Consider the following 16,576-nt stretch of genomic DNA (forward strand, 5'->3'; position numbering starts at 1 on the left):
ATCTCCCACCGCTGGTACGCGGTGAGGGTGCCCACGCGATCGCTCGCCGAATCAGACATACGCGTCTTCCGCCTTGCCGCCGATCGCGATCGCGCCGCTCTCGGCCAGGTTGCGCACGATCTGCAGGATGCGGCGCTGCTGCGTCTCGACGTCGGACACGCGTACCGGGCCGCGCGCGTCGAGATCCTCGGCGAGCAGCTCGGCCGCGCGCTGCGACATGTTCGCGAGGAACTTCTGGCGCAGCGCGGGCGGCGCACCCTTCAGCGCGATGATCAGCGTTTCCGACTCGACTTCCTTGAGGATCATCTGGATCGCGCGATCCTCGAGGTCGAGCAGGTTCTCGAACACGAACATCTGGTCGATGATCTTCTGCGCGAGATCGGCGTCGTACTGGCGCACGCTTTCGAGCACGCCTTCCTCGTGCACGCTCGTCATGAAGTTCAGGATCTCGGCCGCGGTGCGGATGCCGCCCATCGGGCTGCGCTTCAGGTTGTCGCTGCCGGACAGCAGGCCCGTCAGCACGTCGTCGAGCTCGCGCAGCGCGGCCGGCTGGATGCCGTCGAGCGTCGCGATCCGCAGCAGCACGTCGTTACGCAGCCGTTCGGTGAAGCACGACGCGATTTCGGAGGCCTGGTCGCGGTCGAGGTGCACGAGGATCGTCGCGATGATCTGCGGATGCTCGTTCTTGATCAGTTCGGCCACCGCGGCCGAATCCATCCATTTGAGGCCCTCGATGCCGCTCGTGTCGCTGCCCTGCAGGATGCGGTCGATCAGCACGCCGGCCTTGTCCTCGCCGAGCGCCTTCGTCAGCACCGAGCGGATGTACTCGTTGGAATCGAGCGACAGCGCGGTGTGCTGCTCGGCCTCCTTCACGAACTCCTGCAGCACGTCCTCGACCTGCTCGCGCGTGACGTTCTTCAGCGCGGCCATCGCCACGCCGATCTTCTGGACCTCGCGCGGCGCGAGGAACTTGAATACCTGCGCGGCCTCTTCCTCGCCGATCGACATCAGCAGCAGCGCGCTCTTGGTCAAGCCTTCAGCGTTCATCGGACACCCAGTTCTTCACGACGGTGGCGACGATCTTCGGATCCTGGCGGGCGATCGTGCGCGCGTAGTCGAGGTTGCGTTCGTAGCGGTTCTTCTCGTTTTCGAAGCCCAGCAGCAGCGGATCGGGTTCGTCGGCCGCCTTCTCCAGCGCGGGCAGGCCGTCGAGCGCGACCGTGTCTTCCGGCGCCGCGAGCGCCGGCGCGGCCGGCTCGGGCGGCGGGAACGCGCGCCGCATCGCCGGGCGCACGAACATGAAGTAGAGCGCCGCCGCGGCCGCCGCGATGCCGAGCCACTTCGCGGCTTCCTTCGCCATCGCGATCACGTCGGGCTGGCGCCACCACGGCAGGTCGGCATACGGGTCGCTCGCGGTCGAGAACGCGCTGTTCACGACGTTCACCGAGTCGCCGCGCTTCGCGTCGTAGCCCATCGCATCCTTCACGAGCTGTTCGACCTGCGCGAGCTTCGCGGGCGGCAGCGGCTGCATCGTGACGTGGCCCTTCGCGTCGGCGACCGGCTGGTAGTTGACGACGACCGCGACCGACAGCCGCTTCACGCTGCCCATCGGCTGTTCGGTATGGCGGATCGTCTTGTCGAGCTCGTAGTTGGTCGTCTGGTCCTTGCGGTCGCTGACCGGCGTGGTCTGCGGCGCGTTCTGGCCGTTGCCGGCGACGATCGGCGCGGAAGCCGGCTGCGGCGGCGTGTTCGACAGCGCGCCCGGCACGCCCGACGCGCCGCCCTGCGCGAGCTCGGTCGAGCTGCTGGTCTGCTGGCTGCGGATCGCGGATTGCTGCGGATTGCCGTTCGGGCCGTAGCTTTCGGACGTCTGCTCGATCTTCGAGAAATCGAGATCCGCGCTGACCTGCGAGCGCGCGTTGCCGGCGCCGAAGATCGGCGCGAGGATCGCGTCGATGCGCTTCTGCGTGTTGTGCTCGACCTGCTGCACGTACTTGAGCTGGCTTGCGTCGAGGCCGGACGCGGACGCGGTCTGGGTCAGCAGGTTGCCGTCCTGGTCGACGATCGTCACGTTCTTGGCCGGCATGTCGGGCACGCCGGACGACACCATCCGCGTGATCGCCTGCACCTGGCCGTCGTCGAGCACGCGGCCCGGGTAGAGGTCGACGAACACCGACGCGCTCGGCGCTTCCTTGTCGCGCACGAACACCGACGGCTTCGGGATCGCGAGATGCACGCGCGCGCCGCGCACGGCATTGATCGATTCGATGGTGCGCTGCAGCTCGCCTTCGAGCGCGCGCTGGTAGTTGATCTGCTCGGCGAACTGGCTGATGCCGAATTTCTGGTTGTCCATCAGCTCGAAGCCGACCGAGCCGCCCTTCGGCAGCCCCATCGCGGCGAGCTTCAGGCGCGTCTCGTGCACCTGGTTCGACGGCACGAGGATCGCGCCGCCGGCATCGGCGAACTTGTAGGGGACGTTTGCCTGCTGGAGCGCGGCGATGATCGCGCCGCCGTCGCGGTCCGACAGGTTGCTGTACAGCACGCGGTAGTCGGGGGCCCGGCTCCACAGCACGAGCGCGGTGATCGCGGCGATCGCGAACGCGACGGCGATCACGAACGGCAGCTTCGGGTTGCCCTTCATCCGCGAGATGCCGGGAATGCGTTCGGCGAAGCCGCCAAGCCCGAAGTCCGCGCCTGCGCCGCCCGCGCCCGGCAACGCGGCGGCCGCGGCGGCGCCTGGCGCCGGGCTGAGGCCCGCGCGGGCGTCTGGGTTGATCAGCGAGTTGGCCTGCGAATCCATGCGTCGAGTTTCTCCGGAGCGGGACGACTGAGCTCGCTCGGACGAGCGGGCGGACAATGACACGATGCGATTATCGTGACCCGCGGCGCACTCCGATCGTCCGAAAAGAGCGGGGTTTCCCCCGTACTTTCGCGGCTTTGACGCGCGCCGCGCTGCTATCCTTTTTCGCGATCCGGCATGGTGCGCGTGGTGCGGCGCCGGCGGGTCGCCCGGTGCGTCCGGGTCTCTTCTCTATGTCTGGGGACAGCATGACTGCGAACGTCAGCGGAATCGGTTCGGTGTTGCAACAGATGCAGTCGATGGCCGCGCAGGCGTCCGGCGGCGTCGCGAGCCCGACGGCGGCGCTGGCCGGCTCGGGCGCGGCGACGGCCGGCACGTTCGCGAGCGCGATGAAGGCGTCGCTCGACAAGATCAGCGGCGACCAGCAGCACGCGCTCGGCGAGGCGAAGGCGTTCGAGGTCGGCGCGCCGAACATCTCGCTGAACGACGTGATGGTCGACATGCAGAAAGCCAATATCGGCTTCCAGTTCGGGCTCCAGGTCCGCAACAAGCTAGTGAGCGCTTACAACGACATCATGCAGATGTCCGTGTGAGGGGCCGTCACGCGACGGGCATCCGGGGCGGGCATTCGGGGACGGCTAACCGGCGACGGGCATCCAGGGACAGTTCCGGGCTTGCGCAACGGGGCCGGCGAGCCGGCATCGGACGCCCGGCGGCAGCCCCGCGCGCCTAAAGCTTTTCAAATCCCTTCCGATAACTCCGGTGAAAGCCGCACCGTGCGACACACGGCGGCGGTTCCCGACTAGCCAACGCAAATAACGAGGAGAAGCGCATGTTTTCCCCAGGACACGCTGGAGCCAGTGCGTACGCGCGTGTCGGCGTCGAGACCGGGGTGATGGGCGCCTCCCCGCACCGGCTGATCGCGATGCTGTACCAGGGCGCGCGGCAGGCGATCGCGCTGGCGCGCATGCATTTGCAGCAGGACAACGTCGCCGGGCGCGGCGAAGCGATCGGCAAGGCGATCCGGATCGTCGAGAGCGGCCTGCAGGCGTCGCTGAACCGCGACGCGGGCGGCGAGATCGCCGAACGGCTCAATGCGCTGTACGCGTATATCGGCCGGCGCCTGCTGGAAGCGAATGCGCAGGCGAACGACGCGATGCTGGTCGAGGTCGACGGCCTGCTCGCGACGCTCGAGGAAGCATGGACGGGCATCGCCCCGGAAGTCGCGCGGATGGCCGCGCAACAGGTAGCGGAAGCATCACGATGAATCACAAGGCCGAATACTTCGCGCGTTACGAGGCGCTCGCCGCCGTGTCGGGCCGGATGCTGTGCGCCGCGCGCGGCGCCGACTGGAACGCGTTGCCGGAGTTGCAGGCCGAATTCATGCAGCTCGTCGACGGGTTGAAGGAGGCCGATCCCGGCGTCGTGCTCGACGAATCGGATCTCGGCCGCAAGCTCGACCTGATCCGCCGCATCCTCGCCGACGACGCCGCGATCCGCGATCTCGCGAGCCCGGACGTCGCGCGGCTGTCCGCGCTGTTCGAGGCGCGGCGCTCGACCCAGGTATTGACCGATCTCTATCGCGCGCGCGGGTAGGGCCGCGTGCCGGGCGACCGGCGCAAGGCGCCCGGGCCGGCGCCGCACGCGGCGCGCGCTGTTCCCGTGGGCGGCACCGGCGTGCCGTGCCCGGATTCGCAACCAGCTGGCTGAGGTGAGCAGGCTCCGATCATGACCGGTATCGACTCCGTTGCGGCCGCGCTGCTGGCGAGCCGCCTCGACAGCCTGCTGACCGACACCGTATCGGCGCCCGCCGGCGGCGGCGCGACCGCGCAGGTCGGCACGCCGGGCGCCGGCGCGTCGTCCCCGCTGCCGGCCGGCAGCCCGCCCGCCGCGCCGCCGGCTTCCACGCAGACCGCGCTGTCCGATGTCGGACGCGTGCTCGACGCGATCTCGCGCTCGGGCGGCGATGCAACGCCGGCGATCGTCGGCCGGCTCCCGCTGCTTGCCGATCCCGCCGTGCTGCTCACCGATACGCCGGTGCCGGCGCGCGCGCCCGCTGCGCCCGGTCCCGCAGCGTCTTCCACGCCGGCTGCCGATCCTGCGTCGTCCGCCACGGCAGTGCGCGGCGCGGCCGCGCCGCCGCCGGTCGCGACGTTGCGTGCGGCGTTGGCGCAGGCCGTGAGCGAAAGCGGCCTCTTCTACGAATCCCATCTCGCGCAATGGCTGGCCGGCCAGCGTCCGCTCGCGGCGCTGATGCGCGAGCCGCAGGCACGTCTCGCGACCGCGCTCGCGCCGGCCGACCCGGCAGCCGTCCCGCACGAATCGACCGACGTGCTCGACGAACTGCTCGCGCAGCGCCCGCCGCCGCCGGCCGCCGCGCGGGCCAGTGCGCCATCGCCGGTCCCGGGCGGCGCACCGGCGCGCGACCCCGCGCAGGCCGCACCGGCATCGACCCGGGCGGGCGCGTCGTTGCCGCCCGATACCGCCGATCCGCTGGCTGCGCACGCCGATACGCGCTGGCCGCTCGCGCGCGCCGAGCCGGCCGCCGCCTCGTCCGATCCGCAGGCGCAGCCGCTCGCGACCGTGCATCCGGCCGCCGTGCCGCTCGTTCGGCAGCAACTCGATGCGCTCGCGACCGACCAGTTTCGCTGGACCGGCGAGGCGTGGCCCGGCGCGCGGCTCGACTGGACGATCGAACCCGACGAGCCGGGCCACCGCGCGCCTCGCGGCGGCGGCGACGCCGGCGACGGCATCGCGTGGCGCACGCGCCTCACGTTGACGCTGCCGTCGCTCGGCACGGTCGATGCCGAACTGGTGCTGAACGGCGCGCAGCTCGTCGCCCGGCTGCGCGCGAACCAGACGGGCGCCGACCGTCTCACACGCCACGAAGCCGCGCTGCGGCAGCGGCTCGAAGGCTCGGGGCTCAAGGTGGGCGGGTTGTCGATCCGCGCGGTCGACGACGGGCCGGACGGCTTCGACCTGTTCGCCGCCCAGGCAGCCGCCGCCGCGTATGCGCGCGGCGCGGCCGGCGGCCCCGGCCTGCGGGTGCCGGGCGACGATGACGAGGCGCTGCGATGAGCATGACGTCCCGCAAGCGCGCGGCCGCGCTCGTCTACGACCCGAAAGGCGGCGACGCGGCGCCGCGCGTGGTCGCCAAGGGCTATGGCGTGCTCGCCGAGATGATCGTCGCGCGCGCGCACGATGCGGGGCTGTACGTGCACACGGCGCCGGAGATGGTGTCGCTGCTGATGCAGGTCGATCTCGACGACCGGATTCCGCCGCAGCTCTATCAGGCAGTCGCCGACCTGCTCGCGTGGCTGTACGCGCTCGATCGCACCGAGCCTGCGCCGAACGACGCCGCGCCGCGTTTCCCGTTGCCGCCGCTGCGCTGAACGGCCTGCCGTCGGGCGGCTTCTGACGGATGGCTGTCCGTGGTCAGCGGGATCATTCCGCCGGCATTTTGCGTCTATCGACCGGCATCGTGTCGCAACGCATGCCTTTTCTTGCGCGTTCGCGCGCGCACTGAACCTGCCGCTCCGTACGCGCACGGATTGAGCCGCCTTCCGATTTATGTAATGATATCCATTCTCATTTTCATGTTGCCCGGGCGGCGCGCATTCCCTGCGCGCCGCCCGTCGTTTTGAACGAATGGATACCTTCGCGTGAACGCGCCTGAAACGATCGACCCGCCCAAGACGGGCATGCCGCGCGCCGGCGTCACCGTGCTGCACCCGGCGGGCCGCCCGCTGAACGCCGACGAGCTGGCCGCACGCCGTCAGCGCTCGCGCCGCGCGACCTTCATCAAGTGGCTGCGCAAGGTGCACGGCTGGGTCGGGCTGTGGGGCGCGGTGCTCGGGCTGCTGTTCGGCGTGACGGGCGTGGTGCTGAACCACCGCGCGCCGCCGCTGAAGATCTCGACCGGCGAGCCGCAGGTCGAGGAGATGCAGATCGCGCTGCCGGATCCGGTGCCGAAGACGCCCGCCGCGATGACGAAGTGGCTCCAGCAGGAGCTGCATTTCGACGGCAAGCCGGGACGCATGCGCAAGGAGCCCGCGCAGGCCGTCGCGTGGGGCGACAAGCGCGTGATGCAGCCCGAGCACTGGCAATTCGGCGTATTCGGGCCGCACCAGAACCTGCAGGGCGAATACTGGGTCGGCAACGGCTACGTGTCGGTGAAGCGCACGGGCAACACGTTCCTGACGACGCTGAACAACCTGCATCGCGGCGTCGGGATGAATCTCGGCTGGGTGCTGCTGATGGATACGATCGCGGGCTCGCTGATCCTGCTGTCGCTGACGGGCGTGCTGCTGTGGACCGAGCTGAACAAGCGCCGCACGGTCGGCGTCGTGCTGGTGGTGGGTTCGGTCGCCGCCGCGCTGGCTGCCGGCCTGACCTGACCGACGGTCGCGCCGGCCGGGCCAGCGCCCGCACGCGCGGCCGCCCGCCGCCGCGGGTCAGAGCCCGCAGGCCGCGCCGCTGTTCGCCGCGATTTCGCGCGCGGCCTTCGCGCCTTCGACCTGCAGGATCGTCGGCAGCGACACGTTGTTCTTCGCGGCGGTGATCTCCGCGAGAATCGAGATCGCGATTTCCGGCGGCGTCCGGCTGCCGATGTAAATGCCCGCCGGCCCGTGCAGACGGGCCAGTTCTCCTTCGCTCAGATCGAATTCGCGCAGCCGCTCGCGCCGCGCCGCGTTGTTGCGTCGCGAGCCGAGCGCGCCCACGTAGAACGCGGGCGTCTTCAGCGCCTCCATCAGCGCGAGATCGTCGAGCTTCGGGTCGTGCGTGAGCGCGATCACGGCCGAACGCGCATCGAGCTTCATGTCGAGCACCGTATCGTCGGGCATCGTATGCACGACGCGCGTGAGCGGCACGTCCCACGCATCCGTGTATTCGTCGCGCGGATCGCATACCGTCACCTGATAGTCGAGCCCGACCGCGATCTGGCACAGATAGCGCGACAACTGGCCGGCGCCGATCACGAGCATCCGGTAGCGCGGCCCGTGGATCGTCACGAGCCGTTCGCCGTCGAACGCGAGCCCGTCGGTCGCCTGCGCGGGCGACAGCGACGCGCGGCCGGTCGCGAGCGTCATCGTGCGCGTGACGAGGCGGCCGGCCTCGACTTCGGCGCACAGCGCGGCGATCCCGCTGTCGCGCGTGAGCGGTTCGAGCACGAGCTGGATCGTGCCGCCGCACGGCAGCCCGAAGCGGTGCGCCTCCTCGGCCGTCACGCCGTACTTGAGCGCTTCCGGCCGCGCATCGGCCGCGATGCCGCTCGCATGCACGCGGGCGATCAGGTCGTCCTCGATGCATCCGCCGGACACGGACCCGACCACCAGGCCGTCCTCGCGCACCGCGAGCATCGCGCCTTCGGGGCGCGGCGACGAGCCCCACGTCTTCACGACCGTCACGAGCAGCACGCGGCGCCCTTCTTCGAGCCAGCGCGCGCTGGATTTCAGTACATCGAGATCGACGCTTTCCATCGTGTTTTCCTGTTGCCGGACGGCGCGCCGCGCGGCGCCGTCGTTCGATGGCGGGATTATGAACCGGCCGGCGCGCGCGTGCAGGCGGCGCGCTGGCCGGCGCCGGCAAATCCGGAGGATCGGGCAAGAGATCGCGACGATCGGACAGTGATCGCGCGCGGGCGGACGGTTCGGGGAAAGGACGCGTGCGGGGCCGCTACGGGCCCCGCGTGCGATTTGTCATGGCGCACCGCGGAAGGCGCGCCATGAACGGCGCTCAGTGCGCGTCGGGATGGCCGTGCGCGAGCTTCGAGTGGTGCCGCGAGTACAGGAAGTAGATCACGAGGCCGATCACGAGCCAGATGCCGAACGCGGCCCACGTGACGGGCTGCAGGTTCAGCATCAGGAACAGGCACGACGCGACCGCGAGGATCGGCACCACGGGCACGCCCGGGCAGCGGAACGCGCGCGGCAGCTCGGGGTGCGTGCGGCGCAGCACGAGCACGGCGATCGACACCATCGAGAACGCCGCGAGCGTGCCGATGTTGATCAGCTCGGCGAGCACGTTGAGCGGCACGAGCGCGGCGATCAGCCCGAAGAACAGGCCGACCAGCCAGGTGGTCAGGAACGGCGTCGCAAAACGCGGATGCACGCGCGACAGCGCAGCCGGCAGCAGCCCGTCGCGCGACATCGCGAAGATCACGCGCGTCTGGCCGTAGCTCATCACGAGGATCACGGTCAGCATGCCGAGCACCGCGCCGAGATCGATGAAGCCCGCGACCCACTTCTCGCCGGCGACCTGCAGCGCGTACGAGATCGGGTGCGAGATGTTCGCGTACTGGGCCGACGGCACGATGCCGGTCGCGACCGCGGCGACCGTCACGTACAGCACCGCGCATACCGCGAGCGACGCGATGATGCCGATCGGCAGATCGCGCTTCGGGTTCTTCACTTCCTCGGCCGCCGACGACACCGCATCGAAGCCGATGAACGCGAAGAACATCACGGCGGCCGCGCCGAACACGCCGTTCCAGCCGTGCGGCATGAACGGCTTCCAGTTCGCGGGCGTCACGTGGAACAGGCCGACCGCGATCACGAGCAGCACGACCGACACCTTGATGAACACCATGATGTTGTTGATGCGGGTCGATTCGCGGACGCCGATCGACAGCAGCGTCGTGATCACGATCATCACGAGGAACGCGGGCAGGTTGAACCACGTGGCGACGCCGGGCACCGCGCCGGGCGCGGCCGTCAGCACGGTGGGCAGCGACAGCCCGAAGCCCTGCAGCAGCGATTGCAGGTAGCCCGACCAGCCGACCGACACGGCCGACGACGCGAGGCCGTACTCGAGCATCAGGTCCCAGCCGATGATCCACGCGACGAGCTCGCCGAGCGTCGCGTACGAATACGTGTAGATCGAGCCGGCGACGGGGATCGACGACGCGAACTCCGCATACGACAAGGCGGCCAAGCCGCACGCGATCGCGGCGATCACGAACGACAGCATCAGGGCGGGGCCGGCCTGGACGGCGCCGGTGCCGGTCAGCACGAAAATGCCGGTGCCGATGATCGCGCCGATGCCGAGGAACGTGAGGTCGATCGCGCCGAGCGCTTTCTTGAGCCCGGCGGCTTGCGCGCCGGCGATCATGCGATCGACGTTTTTCTTGCGGAAGAGAGACATTGCGGATGAATCGCCAGCACGCGCAGGCACGGCGCGCCGACTGAGTGAAAACCGATAATTTTAGCTGATTTGGCGTGCAAGCCCCGTTGCGGTGCAGCGGCGCGCCGCGGAATCGTCCGAAAAAACAAGCGTTTGCGCGCGACACGGGCGCGCTCGGGCGCCGCGCGGCGTTCGCCGCGTCGCCGGATCGGACGAATTCGGGGCCGGCCGGGCAATCAGGCGCCGGCCGTGGGCGCCATGTCGACGAGCCGGTTGCTCATCACGTAGAACGTGAGTTCCGCGTTGTTCGACAGCCGCATCTTCTCGAGCAGCCGCGACCGGTACACGCTGACCGTCTTCACCGACAGCGACAGCGTGTTCGCGATATCGGTGAGCCGCTTGCCCGACGCGAGCATGCAGAGCGTCTGGTATTCGCGATCGGACAGCTTCTCGTGCGGCAGCGGCTCGTTCTCGAACGACACGTATTCGGCGAGCGCCTCGGCCATCGCGGGGCTCACGTACTTGCGGCCGGCCGCGACCTGCTGGATCGCGCCGATCATCTGCGCGGCGTTGACCGTCTTCGACAGGTAGCCGGACGCGCCGGCCTTCAGCGCACGCACCGCGTACTGATCCTCGCGGTACATCGAGAACATCAGCACCGGCGTGCGCGTCAGCTTGCGCTTGAGGCGCTTGAGCACCTCGATGCCGTTCGTGTCGGGCAGCGAGATGTCGAGCAGGATCACGTCGAATTCCTGCTTGTCGACGGCGGCCATCGCGTCGCCGCCGTTTTCGGCCTCGGTCACGTCGCGCGCGACGCCGCGGTCGATCAGCAACTGGCGGATCCCTTGCCGGACGATCGCGTGATCGTCCACGAGCAGGATGTTCAGGCTCATCGCGACCTCACGAAAGCGACGTGCGGCGTGCCGCGGCAGGCACCGCGAGCAGCGAATCCCACGCGAAGCGTGCGGTGACGCGCGTGCCGCGGCCGGTGGCCGGCGCGGCCGCCTCGAAGCTGCCGCCGAACGCCTCACAGCGGGCGCGCATGCCGGCCAGGCCGTAGCCGCTGCGGCGGTGCCGGGCGAAACCGGTCCCATCGTCGGCGACACTGAGCGACAGGTGCGTGCCGTCGGTGGCGATCCGGACGTCGACCGACGTCGCGCGGGCGTGTTTCGCGACGTTCGACAGCGCTTCCTGCGCGACGCGGAACACCGCGAGCGCGCTCGCGCCGGCGAGCTGCGTCAGGCGGGCGTCGGCCGCGCATACGAAGCTCGTGCGCAGGCCCGTGCGTGCCGCATGGGTATCGATCCACGACGCCAGCGCGCCGACCATGCCGGCGTCCAGCGCCGGCGTGTCGCGCTCGTCGATGAGCCGGCGATTCGCGTCGGTCGCGGCGTCGAGCGCCTGCTGCGCCAGCGCCAGCGCGCGCAGGCAGCCTTCCGGCGCATCGGCCGGCAGCCACGTTTGAACGTTTGCGAGCGCGAAGCGGGCGGCGGTCAATTCGGCGCCGAGCCCGTCGTGCAGCTCGCCGGCCAGATGGCGGCGGGCCGCTTCGTCGGCGGCGAGAAGCTGGGCGGAAAGTGCCGCGATCCGTGCGGCGGACGCGTCGCGTTTCGACGCGGCGTCGGCCACCGGCGGAGTAGCAGCGCAGCCAGGCATGCGCTGCCGCGACGGGAACGGGGCGTGGGCGCCCGAGGGCGCGTTAAGCGACGTATCCATGACTCTCCCTGCTGTCAGAAAGCGGTTCAGACACCGGCTGGCTGCGTGGGCTGGCTGCCGTTTCGATGACGGTCGCCGCCGGAGAATCGCTCCATGCCGAGGTAACAAAAGTTACGTCTTGTAACACTTGCATCCGACCCTTTCAAGCTCATCCAAACGGCAACCACGCGCGCCGAATAATATCTCAAAAATTCTGAAAAGGTCATGTCGGGCGGACATTTAAGGGTAAATGTGAATAATCGGAATGAAGGTGTTGTAGGAAAAACACTGACACCCGAGCGCCCGAGGATGACGTATCAAAATGTAACTATTTGAGATGGAATGGTCCCAGTTTGTTACGAATTCGCCAAGTCCGGACGAAAAAAAACCGGAGCTTTTGCTCCGGTTGTTGATGACGCGCAACGAGGGCCCGTTATTGGCGGGAACAAGCCCCAAGGGATCGATCAGTCCACGAACGCGCGCTCGATCACGTAATGACCCGGTGCGCTGTTCTTGCCTTCGACGAGGCCGGCCTGCTTCAGCAGCTCGGTCGTGTCCTTCAGCATCGCGGTGCTGCCGCACAGCATCACGCGGTCGTTTTCCGGCGAGAACGCCGGCACGCCGAGATCCGTGAACAGCTTGCCCGTCGCGATCAGGTCAGTGATCCGGCCCTCGTTGTCGAACGCTTCGCGCGTGACCGTCGGGTAGTAGACGAGCTTTTCCTTGATGATGTCGCCCAGGTACTCGTGGCCCGGCAGGTCGTGCTTGATGTAGTCCATGTACGCGAGCTCGCCCTTCAGGCGGCACGTGTGGGTCAGGATCACCTTGTCGAAGCGGTCGTAGATGTCCGGATCGCGGATGATCGACATGAACGGCGCGAGGCCCGTGCCCGTCGACAGCATCCACAGCGTCTTGCCCGGCAGCAGGTTGTCGGCGACCAGCGTGCCCGTCGGCTTCTTGCCGATCAGCACCGTGTCGCCCACCTTCAGGTGTTGCAGGCGCGACGTCAGCGGGCCGTCCTGCACCTTGATGCTGAAGAATTCGAGATGCTCTTCGTAGTTCGGGCTGACGATCGAGTAGGCGCGCGCGAGCGGCTTGCCGTCGACTTCGAGGCCGACCATCGTGAATTCGCCGTTGTTGAAGCGCAGGCTCGCCTCACGGGTGCAGGTGAAGCTGAAAAGCGTGTCGGTCCAGTGATGGACGGATTGGACGGTGGCGGTGTCGTATTTGCTCATGGCTTTGAAAACGGACGCGCGTGGCGAACGCGTGTAACGGGCCCAAAAAATGGGCAAAAACCGAGTGCGACGGCCCGATCGCGGATCGGCCGGCTGGCGCGTCGGACACGCGCCTTCTCGATGACAGACGTTTGAGGAACTCGTTATTTTACCCTGTCGACGCGGATCGCGGGCTTGACCCCCGCGGCTGCGCGGATTTGGCGCAACATATCCTTTCAACATGCTTTCGGTGGTCGGCCGCGTGATTCGCGGCCCATGCGGCGCGCTCCGGCGGCGCCGTGACCGGGCCGCGGCCGGCGGCGCGCGTTACCGCGGATCGAGGCGCAGGCGCGCGATGTACGGCAGGTGGTCCGACAGCCACGCGGCTTCGCCGGACGGCGCGCGCCATTCGAGCGGCGTCAGGCCGCGAACGAACATCTTGTCGAGCGCGAGCGCCGGCGAGAACGCGGGGAACGTGCGGCCCGATTCGCCGAGCAGCGTCGCGACCTCGGACAGCCCGATCTCGCCGAACAGCGCGACCGAATCGTTGCGCCAGTCGTTGAAGTCGCCGGCGAGCATCAACGGGTCGTCGCCCGCGTTGCGCTCGATCCAGTGCGCGATCCAGTGCATCTGGCGCAGCCGCGCGGCGCGCGTGAGCGCGAGGTGCGCGCACAGCAGCGTCACCGGGCGCGCGCCGGCGAGCGTCGCGCGCGCGACCAGCAGCCCGCGCCGCTCGAAGCGGTGCGCGGAGATGTCCCAGCGGCCGCCGAGGTCGAGCGGATGCGGCGACAGGATCGCGTTGCCGTGCCGCCACGACGGCTTGAACACGTTCGGCCCGAGCGCGATCTGCCAGTCGAGCGCCTGCGCGATCTCGGTGGCCTGGCAATGCCACACGTCGTCGACCGTGTCGTCCATTGGCGCGCCGAAGCCCGGTGCGAGCATCGGGCGCGGCATGCGGCGCGCCATCGCTTCCTGCAGGAAATACACGTCGGCGTGGGTCGACTGCATCCAGTCGCGCATCGCGTTCCACGCGGTGAAGCCGAGCGGCGAGCGCCCTTTGTGCAGGTTCCAGCTGACGGCGGTGATTTCGTCGGGCGCGGTGTGCGGCTCGGCGAACGGCAAGGAGAGGGCGTCGGCGGACATGACGTTCAATCCTTCGCGACGTGCGCACGCACGCGGTACACGAGATGCGGATGCTGCTCGACGAGCGTCCAGTCGGTCCACGCGTCGCCGCCGACCGCGAGGCCGGGGTGGCTCGCGACGATTTGCCGCGGCGACGCCGGCACGCACGGATCGCCGCGCGTCGCGTTTTCGTCGTCGAGCGTTTCCTGCACGTCGAGCCCGAGCGACACGGTATTCGCGCCGGCGTCGACGGCGAGCGGCGCGACCGTCACCGAGCGCGCGCGCTCGGTCGGCACGACGCGCGCGGCAGTGCCGCAGCCGACCGGCACGGACGACGGATAGCGATGGGTATCGGTGCGGGACTGGCCCACGGTGGTGTTTTGCTGGAACGTGTCGATCGTCTGACCGTCGCGCACCACCTGGATTTCCCATGCGACGACGGCCGGCGCGGGGCTCTGCGCATGGGCGGCGAGCACGACGCTCGCAAGCAGGACGGCCAGGCCGTGTTTCAGCATGAAACGTCTCCGGAAACGCGGGATAGCGGGGAACGGACGCCCATCTTACGCCCGATCGATTTCGGTCGCGATGTGACGGGACGTGCCGCGACAGGTTCGCAGCACGATGCGGTCCTGCTCGACAGGTAGGGCCGCGTCATGCGTTTTCAAGCGAAAAAACGCGTGAACTCGGCGACGCTCGCGCGCTCGGTGACGAGGCGGTTCTCGATCGCGTCGGGATCCGCATGGCCGAGCGACATCCCGCAGACGAGCAGCTCGTTGGCGGGGATGTCGAGATGTTCGGCGACGATCCGGTGAAACGGCACGAATGCGGCCTGCGGGCACGTATCGAGGCCGCGGGCGCGCGCGGCCGTCATCACGCCTTGCAGGAACATCCCGCAGTCGAGCCATGCGCCGTGCGTCATGACCCGGTCCAGCGTGAAGAACAGCGCGACCGGCGCATCGAAGAAACGGAAATTGCGCGCGTGCTGCGCGTGCATGCGCGCCTTCTCGTCGCGGCGGATGTTCAACAGGCCGTACAGGTCCCAGCCGACCTTGCGGCGCCGGTCGATATACGGCGACACCCATTCGCGCGGGTAGTAGTCGTATTCGGCGACGTATTTCTCGTCGCGCGCCGGATCGTCGTAGGCCGCGGTGAGCGCGGCGGCGAGCGCGTCGCGCGTGGCGCCCGTCGCGACGTACACGCGCCACGGCTGGATGTTGGTGCCGGACGGCGCGCGGCTCGCGGCTTCGAGGATCGCCTCGATCGTGTCGCGCGGCACCGGCGTCGGCAGGAACGCGCGGACCGCGCGACGCGACTTGAGCGCGGCGTCGACGGAACGGATCGCGTCGGAATCGACGCGCGGCGAAGCGGGGGGGACGGGCATCGGCATACCTTCGGGCGGCGAGGCGTCAGGCGAAGTGCGGGGCGGTGTGCGAGCGGCGCGCGGGCGCGATCGGCGAGCCCGCCGCGAGCGTCGTGAACGTTCGATCATACGCCGCGGCGCCCGGCCGTGCAGCGTGCGCGCGCTGTTAGCAGCAGACTCCCCCGGCTGCTTGCTTGCACGGCGATGCGGGATCGTTACACTGAAATCGTAAGGGTCTGATGAGTGTATGACGGCAAGTGCAGCGAGGTGGGTATGACGACGGCGATGGTGAAACAGGAACTGGCGGTGGCGTCCTTCAGCACGGTGTACGACCTCGAGCAGGTCGAGACGGCGCTGAGCGACCTGAACGAGAGCGCGAGCGACGCACTGCGCTCGACCTACGAGCGGATGCTCAAGACGGGGAATCTGCGCTTCTGCGTGAAGCCGAACCGGATGCCGTCGTTCGACGCGCTCGGCGAAGCGTTGCCGAATTTCGGCGAGCCGCTCGACGACGTGCGCAAGCAGATCGCACTGTGTCTCGAAACGGAGGATCGGCTCGAACTGATGCCGATCCTGCTGCTCGGGCCGCCCGGGATCGGCAAGACGCATTTCGCGAAGGCGCTCGCGCAGTTGCTCGGCACCGCGTACCACTACGTGCCGATGAGTTCGCTGACGGCCGGCTGGATCCTGTCGGGCGCGTCGTCGCAATGGAAGAACGCGAAGCCCGGCAAGGTGTTCGACGCGCTCGTGAACGGCAGCTACGCGAACCCGGTGATCGCGGTCGACGAGATCGACAAGGCCGGCAGCGATGCGCAATACGATCCGCTCGGCGCGCTGTATGCGTTGCTCGAGCACGACACCGCGCGCGCGTTCGTCGACGAATTCGCGGAAGTGCCGATCAACGCGGGCAACGTGATCTGGATCGCGACCGCGAACGACGCGCAGGCGATTCCGGAGCCGCTGCTCAACCGGATGAACGTGTACGAGATCGCGGCGCCCGACGCGGCCGGCGCGCGCCGGATCGCGCAGACGATCTACGACGAGATCCGCACGTCGCATGCGTGGGGGCGGCGTTTCCCCGAGACGCTCGGCGACGATGCGCTCGACGTGCTGGCCGCGACGCCGCCGCGCACGATGCGCCGCGCGCTGCTGCACGCGTTCGGCGCCGCGCGGCTCGACGGCCGCGACGCGATCGGGCCGGCCGACATCCGCGCCGACGAAGGCGCGGCGAAGCGCCGGCCGATCGGCTTCTGACGCCGCCTC

The 16,576-nt window shown here is 69.0% G+C and carries 17 protein-coding genes; 7 read left to right on the forward strand and 10 right to left on the reverse strand.

The annotated features are described in order from the left end of the window. Positions 1–51: 51 nt before the first annotated feature. Entirely contained in the window at positions 52–1,047 is a 996-nt protein-coding gene (gene fliG, locus A9Z05_RS28120) for a flagellar motor switch protein FliG (protein ID WP_050014223.1), read from the reverse strand. Continuing rightward, positions 1,037–2,800 (reverse strand): flagellar basal-body MS-ring/collar protein FliF, encoded by a 1,764-nt coding sequence (fliF, locus tag A9Z05_RS28125; protein WP_069620971.1) that lies wholly within the window; start codon positions 2,798–2,800, stop codon positions 1,037–1,039. The genes fliG and fliF overlap by 11 nt, the downstream gene beginning before the upstream one ends. Before the next feature lie 248 nt (positions 2,801–3,048). Here fliF and fliE point away from each other — a divergent pair, with 248 nt between their 5' ends. The 6 genes from fliE to A9Z05_RS28155 all read left to right on the forward strand — a co-directional run bounded on the left by fliE (position 3,049) and on the right by A9Z05_RS28155 (position 7,197). Continuing rightward, entirely contained in the window at positions 3,049–3,393 is a 345-nt protein-coding gene (gene fliE, locus A9Z05_RS28130) for a flagellar hook-basal body complex protein FliE (RefSeq protein WP_006486991.1), read from the forward strand. Between the two features lie 239 nt (positions 3,394–3,632). Beyond that, positions 3,633–4,067: a flagellar export chaperone FliS gene (gene fliS, locus A9Z05_RS28135; protein ID WP_069620972.1), complete on the forward strand. Its 435-nt coding sequence runs from the start codon at positions 3,633–3,635 to the stop codon at positions 4,065–4,067. Next, the gene (locus tag A9Z05_RS28140) at positions 4,064–4,396 is read left to right on the forward strand and encodes a flagellar protein FliT (RefSeq protein WP_069620973.1); all 333 of its coding nucleotides are present in this window, start codon (positions 4,064–4,066) and stop codon (positions 4,394–4,396) included. Before fliS ends, A9Z05_RS28140 begins: the two co-directional genes overlap by 4 nt. Before the next feature lie 132 nt (positions 4,397–4,528). Continuing rightward, complete coding sequence (locus A9Z05_RS28145) at positions 4,529–5,878, forward strand: flagellar hook-length control protein FliK (RefSeq protein WP_069620974.1); 1,350 nt, start codon at positions 4,529–4,531, stop codon at positions 5,876–5,878. Beyond that, positions 5,875–6,192 carry an EscU/YscU/HrcU family type III secretion system export apparatus switch protein gene (locus tag A9Z05_RS28150; protein WP_069620975.1) on the forward strand — a complete coding sequence of 106 codons (318 nt, stop codon included), beginning with the start codon at positions 5,875–5,877 and terminating at the stop codon, positions 6,190–6,192. The genes A9Z05_RS28145 and A9Z05_RS28150 overlap by 4 nt, the downstream gene beginning before the upstream one ends. A gap of 270 nt (positions 6,193–6,462) precedes the next feature. Next, positions 6,463–7,197 carry a PepSY-associated TM helix domain-containing protein gene (locus A9Z05_RS28155; protein ID WP_069620976.1) on the forward strand — a complete coding sequence of 245 codons (735 nt, stop codon included), beginning with the start codon at positions 6,463–6,465 and terminating at the stop codon, positions 7,195–7,197. Positions 7,198–7,254: 57 nt separating this feature from the next. On the opposite strand, the gene A9Z05_RS28160 is transcribed toward A9Z05_RS28155, so the two are convergent. From A9Z05_RS28160 to A9Z05_RS28195, 8 genes are all read right to left on the reverse strand, one after another. After that, on the reverse strand, positions 7,255–8,280 hold the full coding sequence (locus tag A9Z05_RS28160) for an XdhC family protein (protein ID WP_069620977.1): 1,026 nt from the start codon (positions 8,278–8,280) through the stop codon (positions 7,255–7,257). A gap of 256 nt (positions 8,281–8,536) precedes the next feature. After that, positions 8,537–9,943 (reverse strand): amino acid permease, encoded by a 1,407-nt coding sequence (locus A9Z05_RS28165; protein ID WP_069620978.1) that lies wholly within the window; start codon positions 9,941–9,943, stop codon positions 8,537–8,539. A gap of 215 nt (positions 9,944–10,158) precedes the next feature. Next, complete coding sequence (gene rqpR / locus A9Z05_RS28170) at positions 10,159–10,815, reverse strand: response regulator transcription factor RqpR (RefSeq protein ID WP_069620979.1); 657 nt, start codon at positions 10,813–10,815, stop codon at positions 10,159–10,161. A gap of 7 nt (positions 10,816–10,822) precedes the next feature. After that, the gene (rqpS, locus tag A9Z05_RS28175; protein ID WP_069620980.1) at positions 10,823–11,638 is read right to left on the reverse strand and encodes a quorum system sensor histidine kinase RqpS; all 816 of its coding nucleotides are present in this window, start codon (positions 11,636–11,638) and stop codon (positions 10,823–10,825) included. Positions 11,639–12,081: 443 nt separating this feature from the next. After that, positions 12,082–12,852, reverse strand: a complete 771-nt coding sequence (locus tag A9Z05_RS28180; RefSeq protein ID WP_050014236.1) for a ferredoxin--NADP reductase — start codon at positions 12,850–12,852, stop codon at positions 12,082–12,084. A 306-nt stretch (positions 12,853–13,158) separates the two neighbouring features. After that, complete coding sequence (locus A9Z05_RS28185) at positions 13,159–13,974, reverse strand: endonuclease/exonuclease/phosphatase family protein (RefSeq protein ID WP_069620981.1); 816 nt, start codon at positions 13,972–13,974, stop codon at positions 13,159–13,161. A gap of 5 nt (positions 13,975–13,979) precedes the next feature. After that, positions 13,980–14,468 (reverse strand): hypothetical protein, encoded by a 489-nt coding sequence (locus A9Z05_RS28190; RefSeq protein WP_069620982.1) that lies wholly within the window; start codon positions 14,466–14,468, stop codon positions 13,980–13,982. A gap of 146 nt (positions 14,469–14,614) precedes the next feature. Further along, entirely contained in the window at positions 14,615–15,334 is a 720-nt protein-coding gene (locus A9Z05_RS28195) for a nitroreductase (RefSeq protein WP_069621032.1), read from the reverse strand. A 252-nt stretch (positions 15,335–15,586) separates the two neighbouring features. Here A9Z05_RS28195 and A9Z05_RS28200 point away from each other — a divergent pair, with 252 nt between their 5' ends. Further along, positions 15,587–16,567: an AAA family ATPase gene (locus tag A9Z05_RS28200; RefSeq protein WP_069620983.1), complete on the forward strand. Its 981-nt coding sequence runs from the start codon at positions 15,587–15,589 to the stop codon at positions 16,565–16,567. Positions 16,568–16,576 lie beyond the last annotated feature (9 nt).

Origin of the sequence: Burkholderia sp. A2 (assembly GCF_001729305.1) — a bacterium.
In the GTDB taxonomy this organism is placed as follows: domain Bacteria; phylum Pseudomonadota; class Gammaproteobacteria; order Burkholderiales; family Burkholderiaceae; genus Burkholderia; species Burkholderia sola.

Coding starts and splice junctions, on each gene's coding strand:
- A9Z05_RS28150 (WP_069620975.1), top strand. CDS start 5,875: ATGAGCATGACGTCCCGCAAGCGCGCGGCCGCGCTCGTCTACGACCCG.
- fliE (WP_006486991.1), top strand. CDS start 3,049: ATGACTGCGAACGTCAGCGGAATCGGTTCGGTGTTGCAACAGATGCAG.
- A9Z05_RS28185 (WP_069620981.1), bottom strand. CDS start 13,974: ATGTCCGCCGACGCCCTCTCCTTGCCGTTCGCCGAGCCGCACACCGCG.
- A9Z05_RS28200 (WP_069620983.1), top strand. CDS start 15,587: ATGACGACGGCGATGGTGAAACAGGAACTGGCGGTGGCGTCCTTCAGC.
- A9Z05_RS28165 (WP_069620978.1), bottom strand. CDS start 9,943: ATGTCTCTCTTCCGCAAGAAAAACGTCGATCGCATGATCGCCGGCGCG.
- fliG (WP_050014223.1), bottom strand. CDS start 1,047: ATGAACGCTGAAGGCTTGACCAAGAGCGCGCTGCTGCTGATGTCGATC.
- A9Z05_RS28140 (WP_069620973.1), top strand. CDS start 4,064: ATGAATCACAAGGCCGAATACTTCGCGCGTTACGAGGCGCTCGCCGCC.
- rqpS (WP_069620980.1), bottom strand. CDS start 11,638: ATGGATACGTCGCTTAACGCGCCCTCGGGCGCCCACGCCCCGTTCCCG.
- A9Z05_RS28195 (WP_069621032.1), bottom strand. CDS start 15,334: ATGCCCGTCCCCCCCGCTTCGCCGCGCGTCGATTCCGACGCGATCCGT.
- rqpR (WP_069620979.1), bottom strand. CDS start 10,815: ATGAGCCTGAACATCCTGCTCGTGGACGATCACGCGATCGTCCGGCAA.
- fliF (WP_069620971.1), bottom strand. CDS start 2,800: ATGGATTCGCAGGCCAACTCGCTGATCAACCCAGACGCCCGCGCGGGC.
- fliS (WP_069620972.1), top strand. CDS start 3,633: ATGTTTTCCCCAGGACACGCTGGAGCCAGTGCGTACGCGCGTGTCGGC.
- A9Z05_RS28160 (WP_069620977.1), bottom strand. CDS start 8,280: ATGGAAAGCGTCGATCTCGATGTACTGAAATCCAGCGCGCGCTGGCTC.
- A9Z05_RS28145 (WP_069620974.1), top strand. CDS start 4,529: ATGACCGGTATCGACTCCGTTGCGGCCGCGCTGCTGGCGAGCCGCCTC.
- A9Z05_RS28190 (WP_069620982.1), bottom strand. CDS start 14,468: ATGCTGAAACACGGCCTGGCCGTCCTGCTTGCGAGCGTCGTGCTCGCC.
- A9Z05_RS28180 (WP_050014236.1), bottom strand. CDS start 12,852: ATGAGCAAATACGACACCGCCACCGTCCAATCCGTCCATCACTGGACC.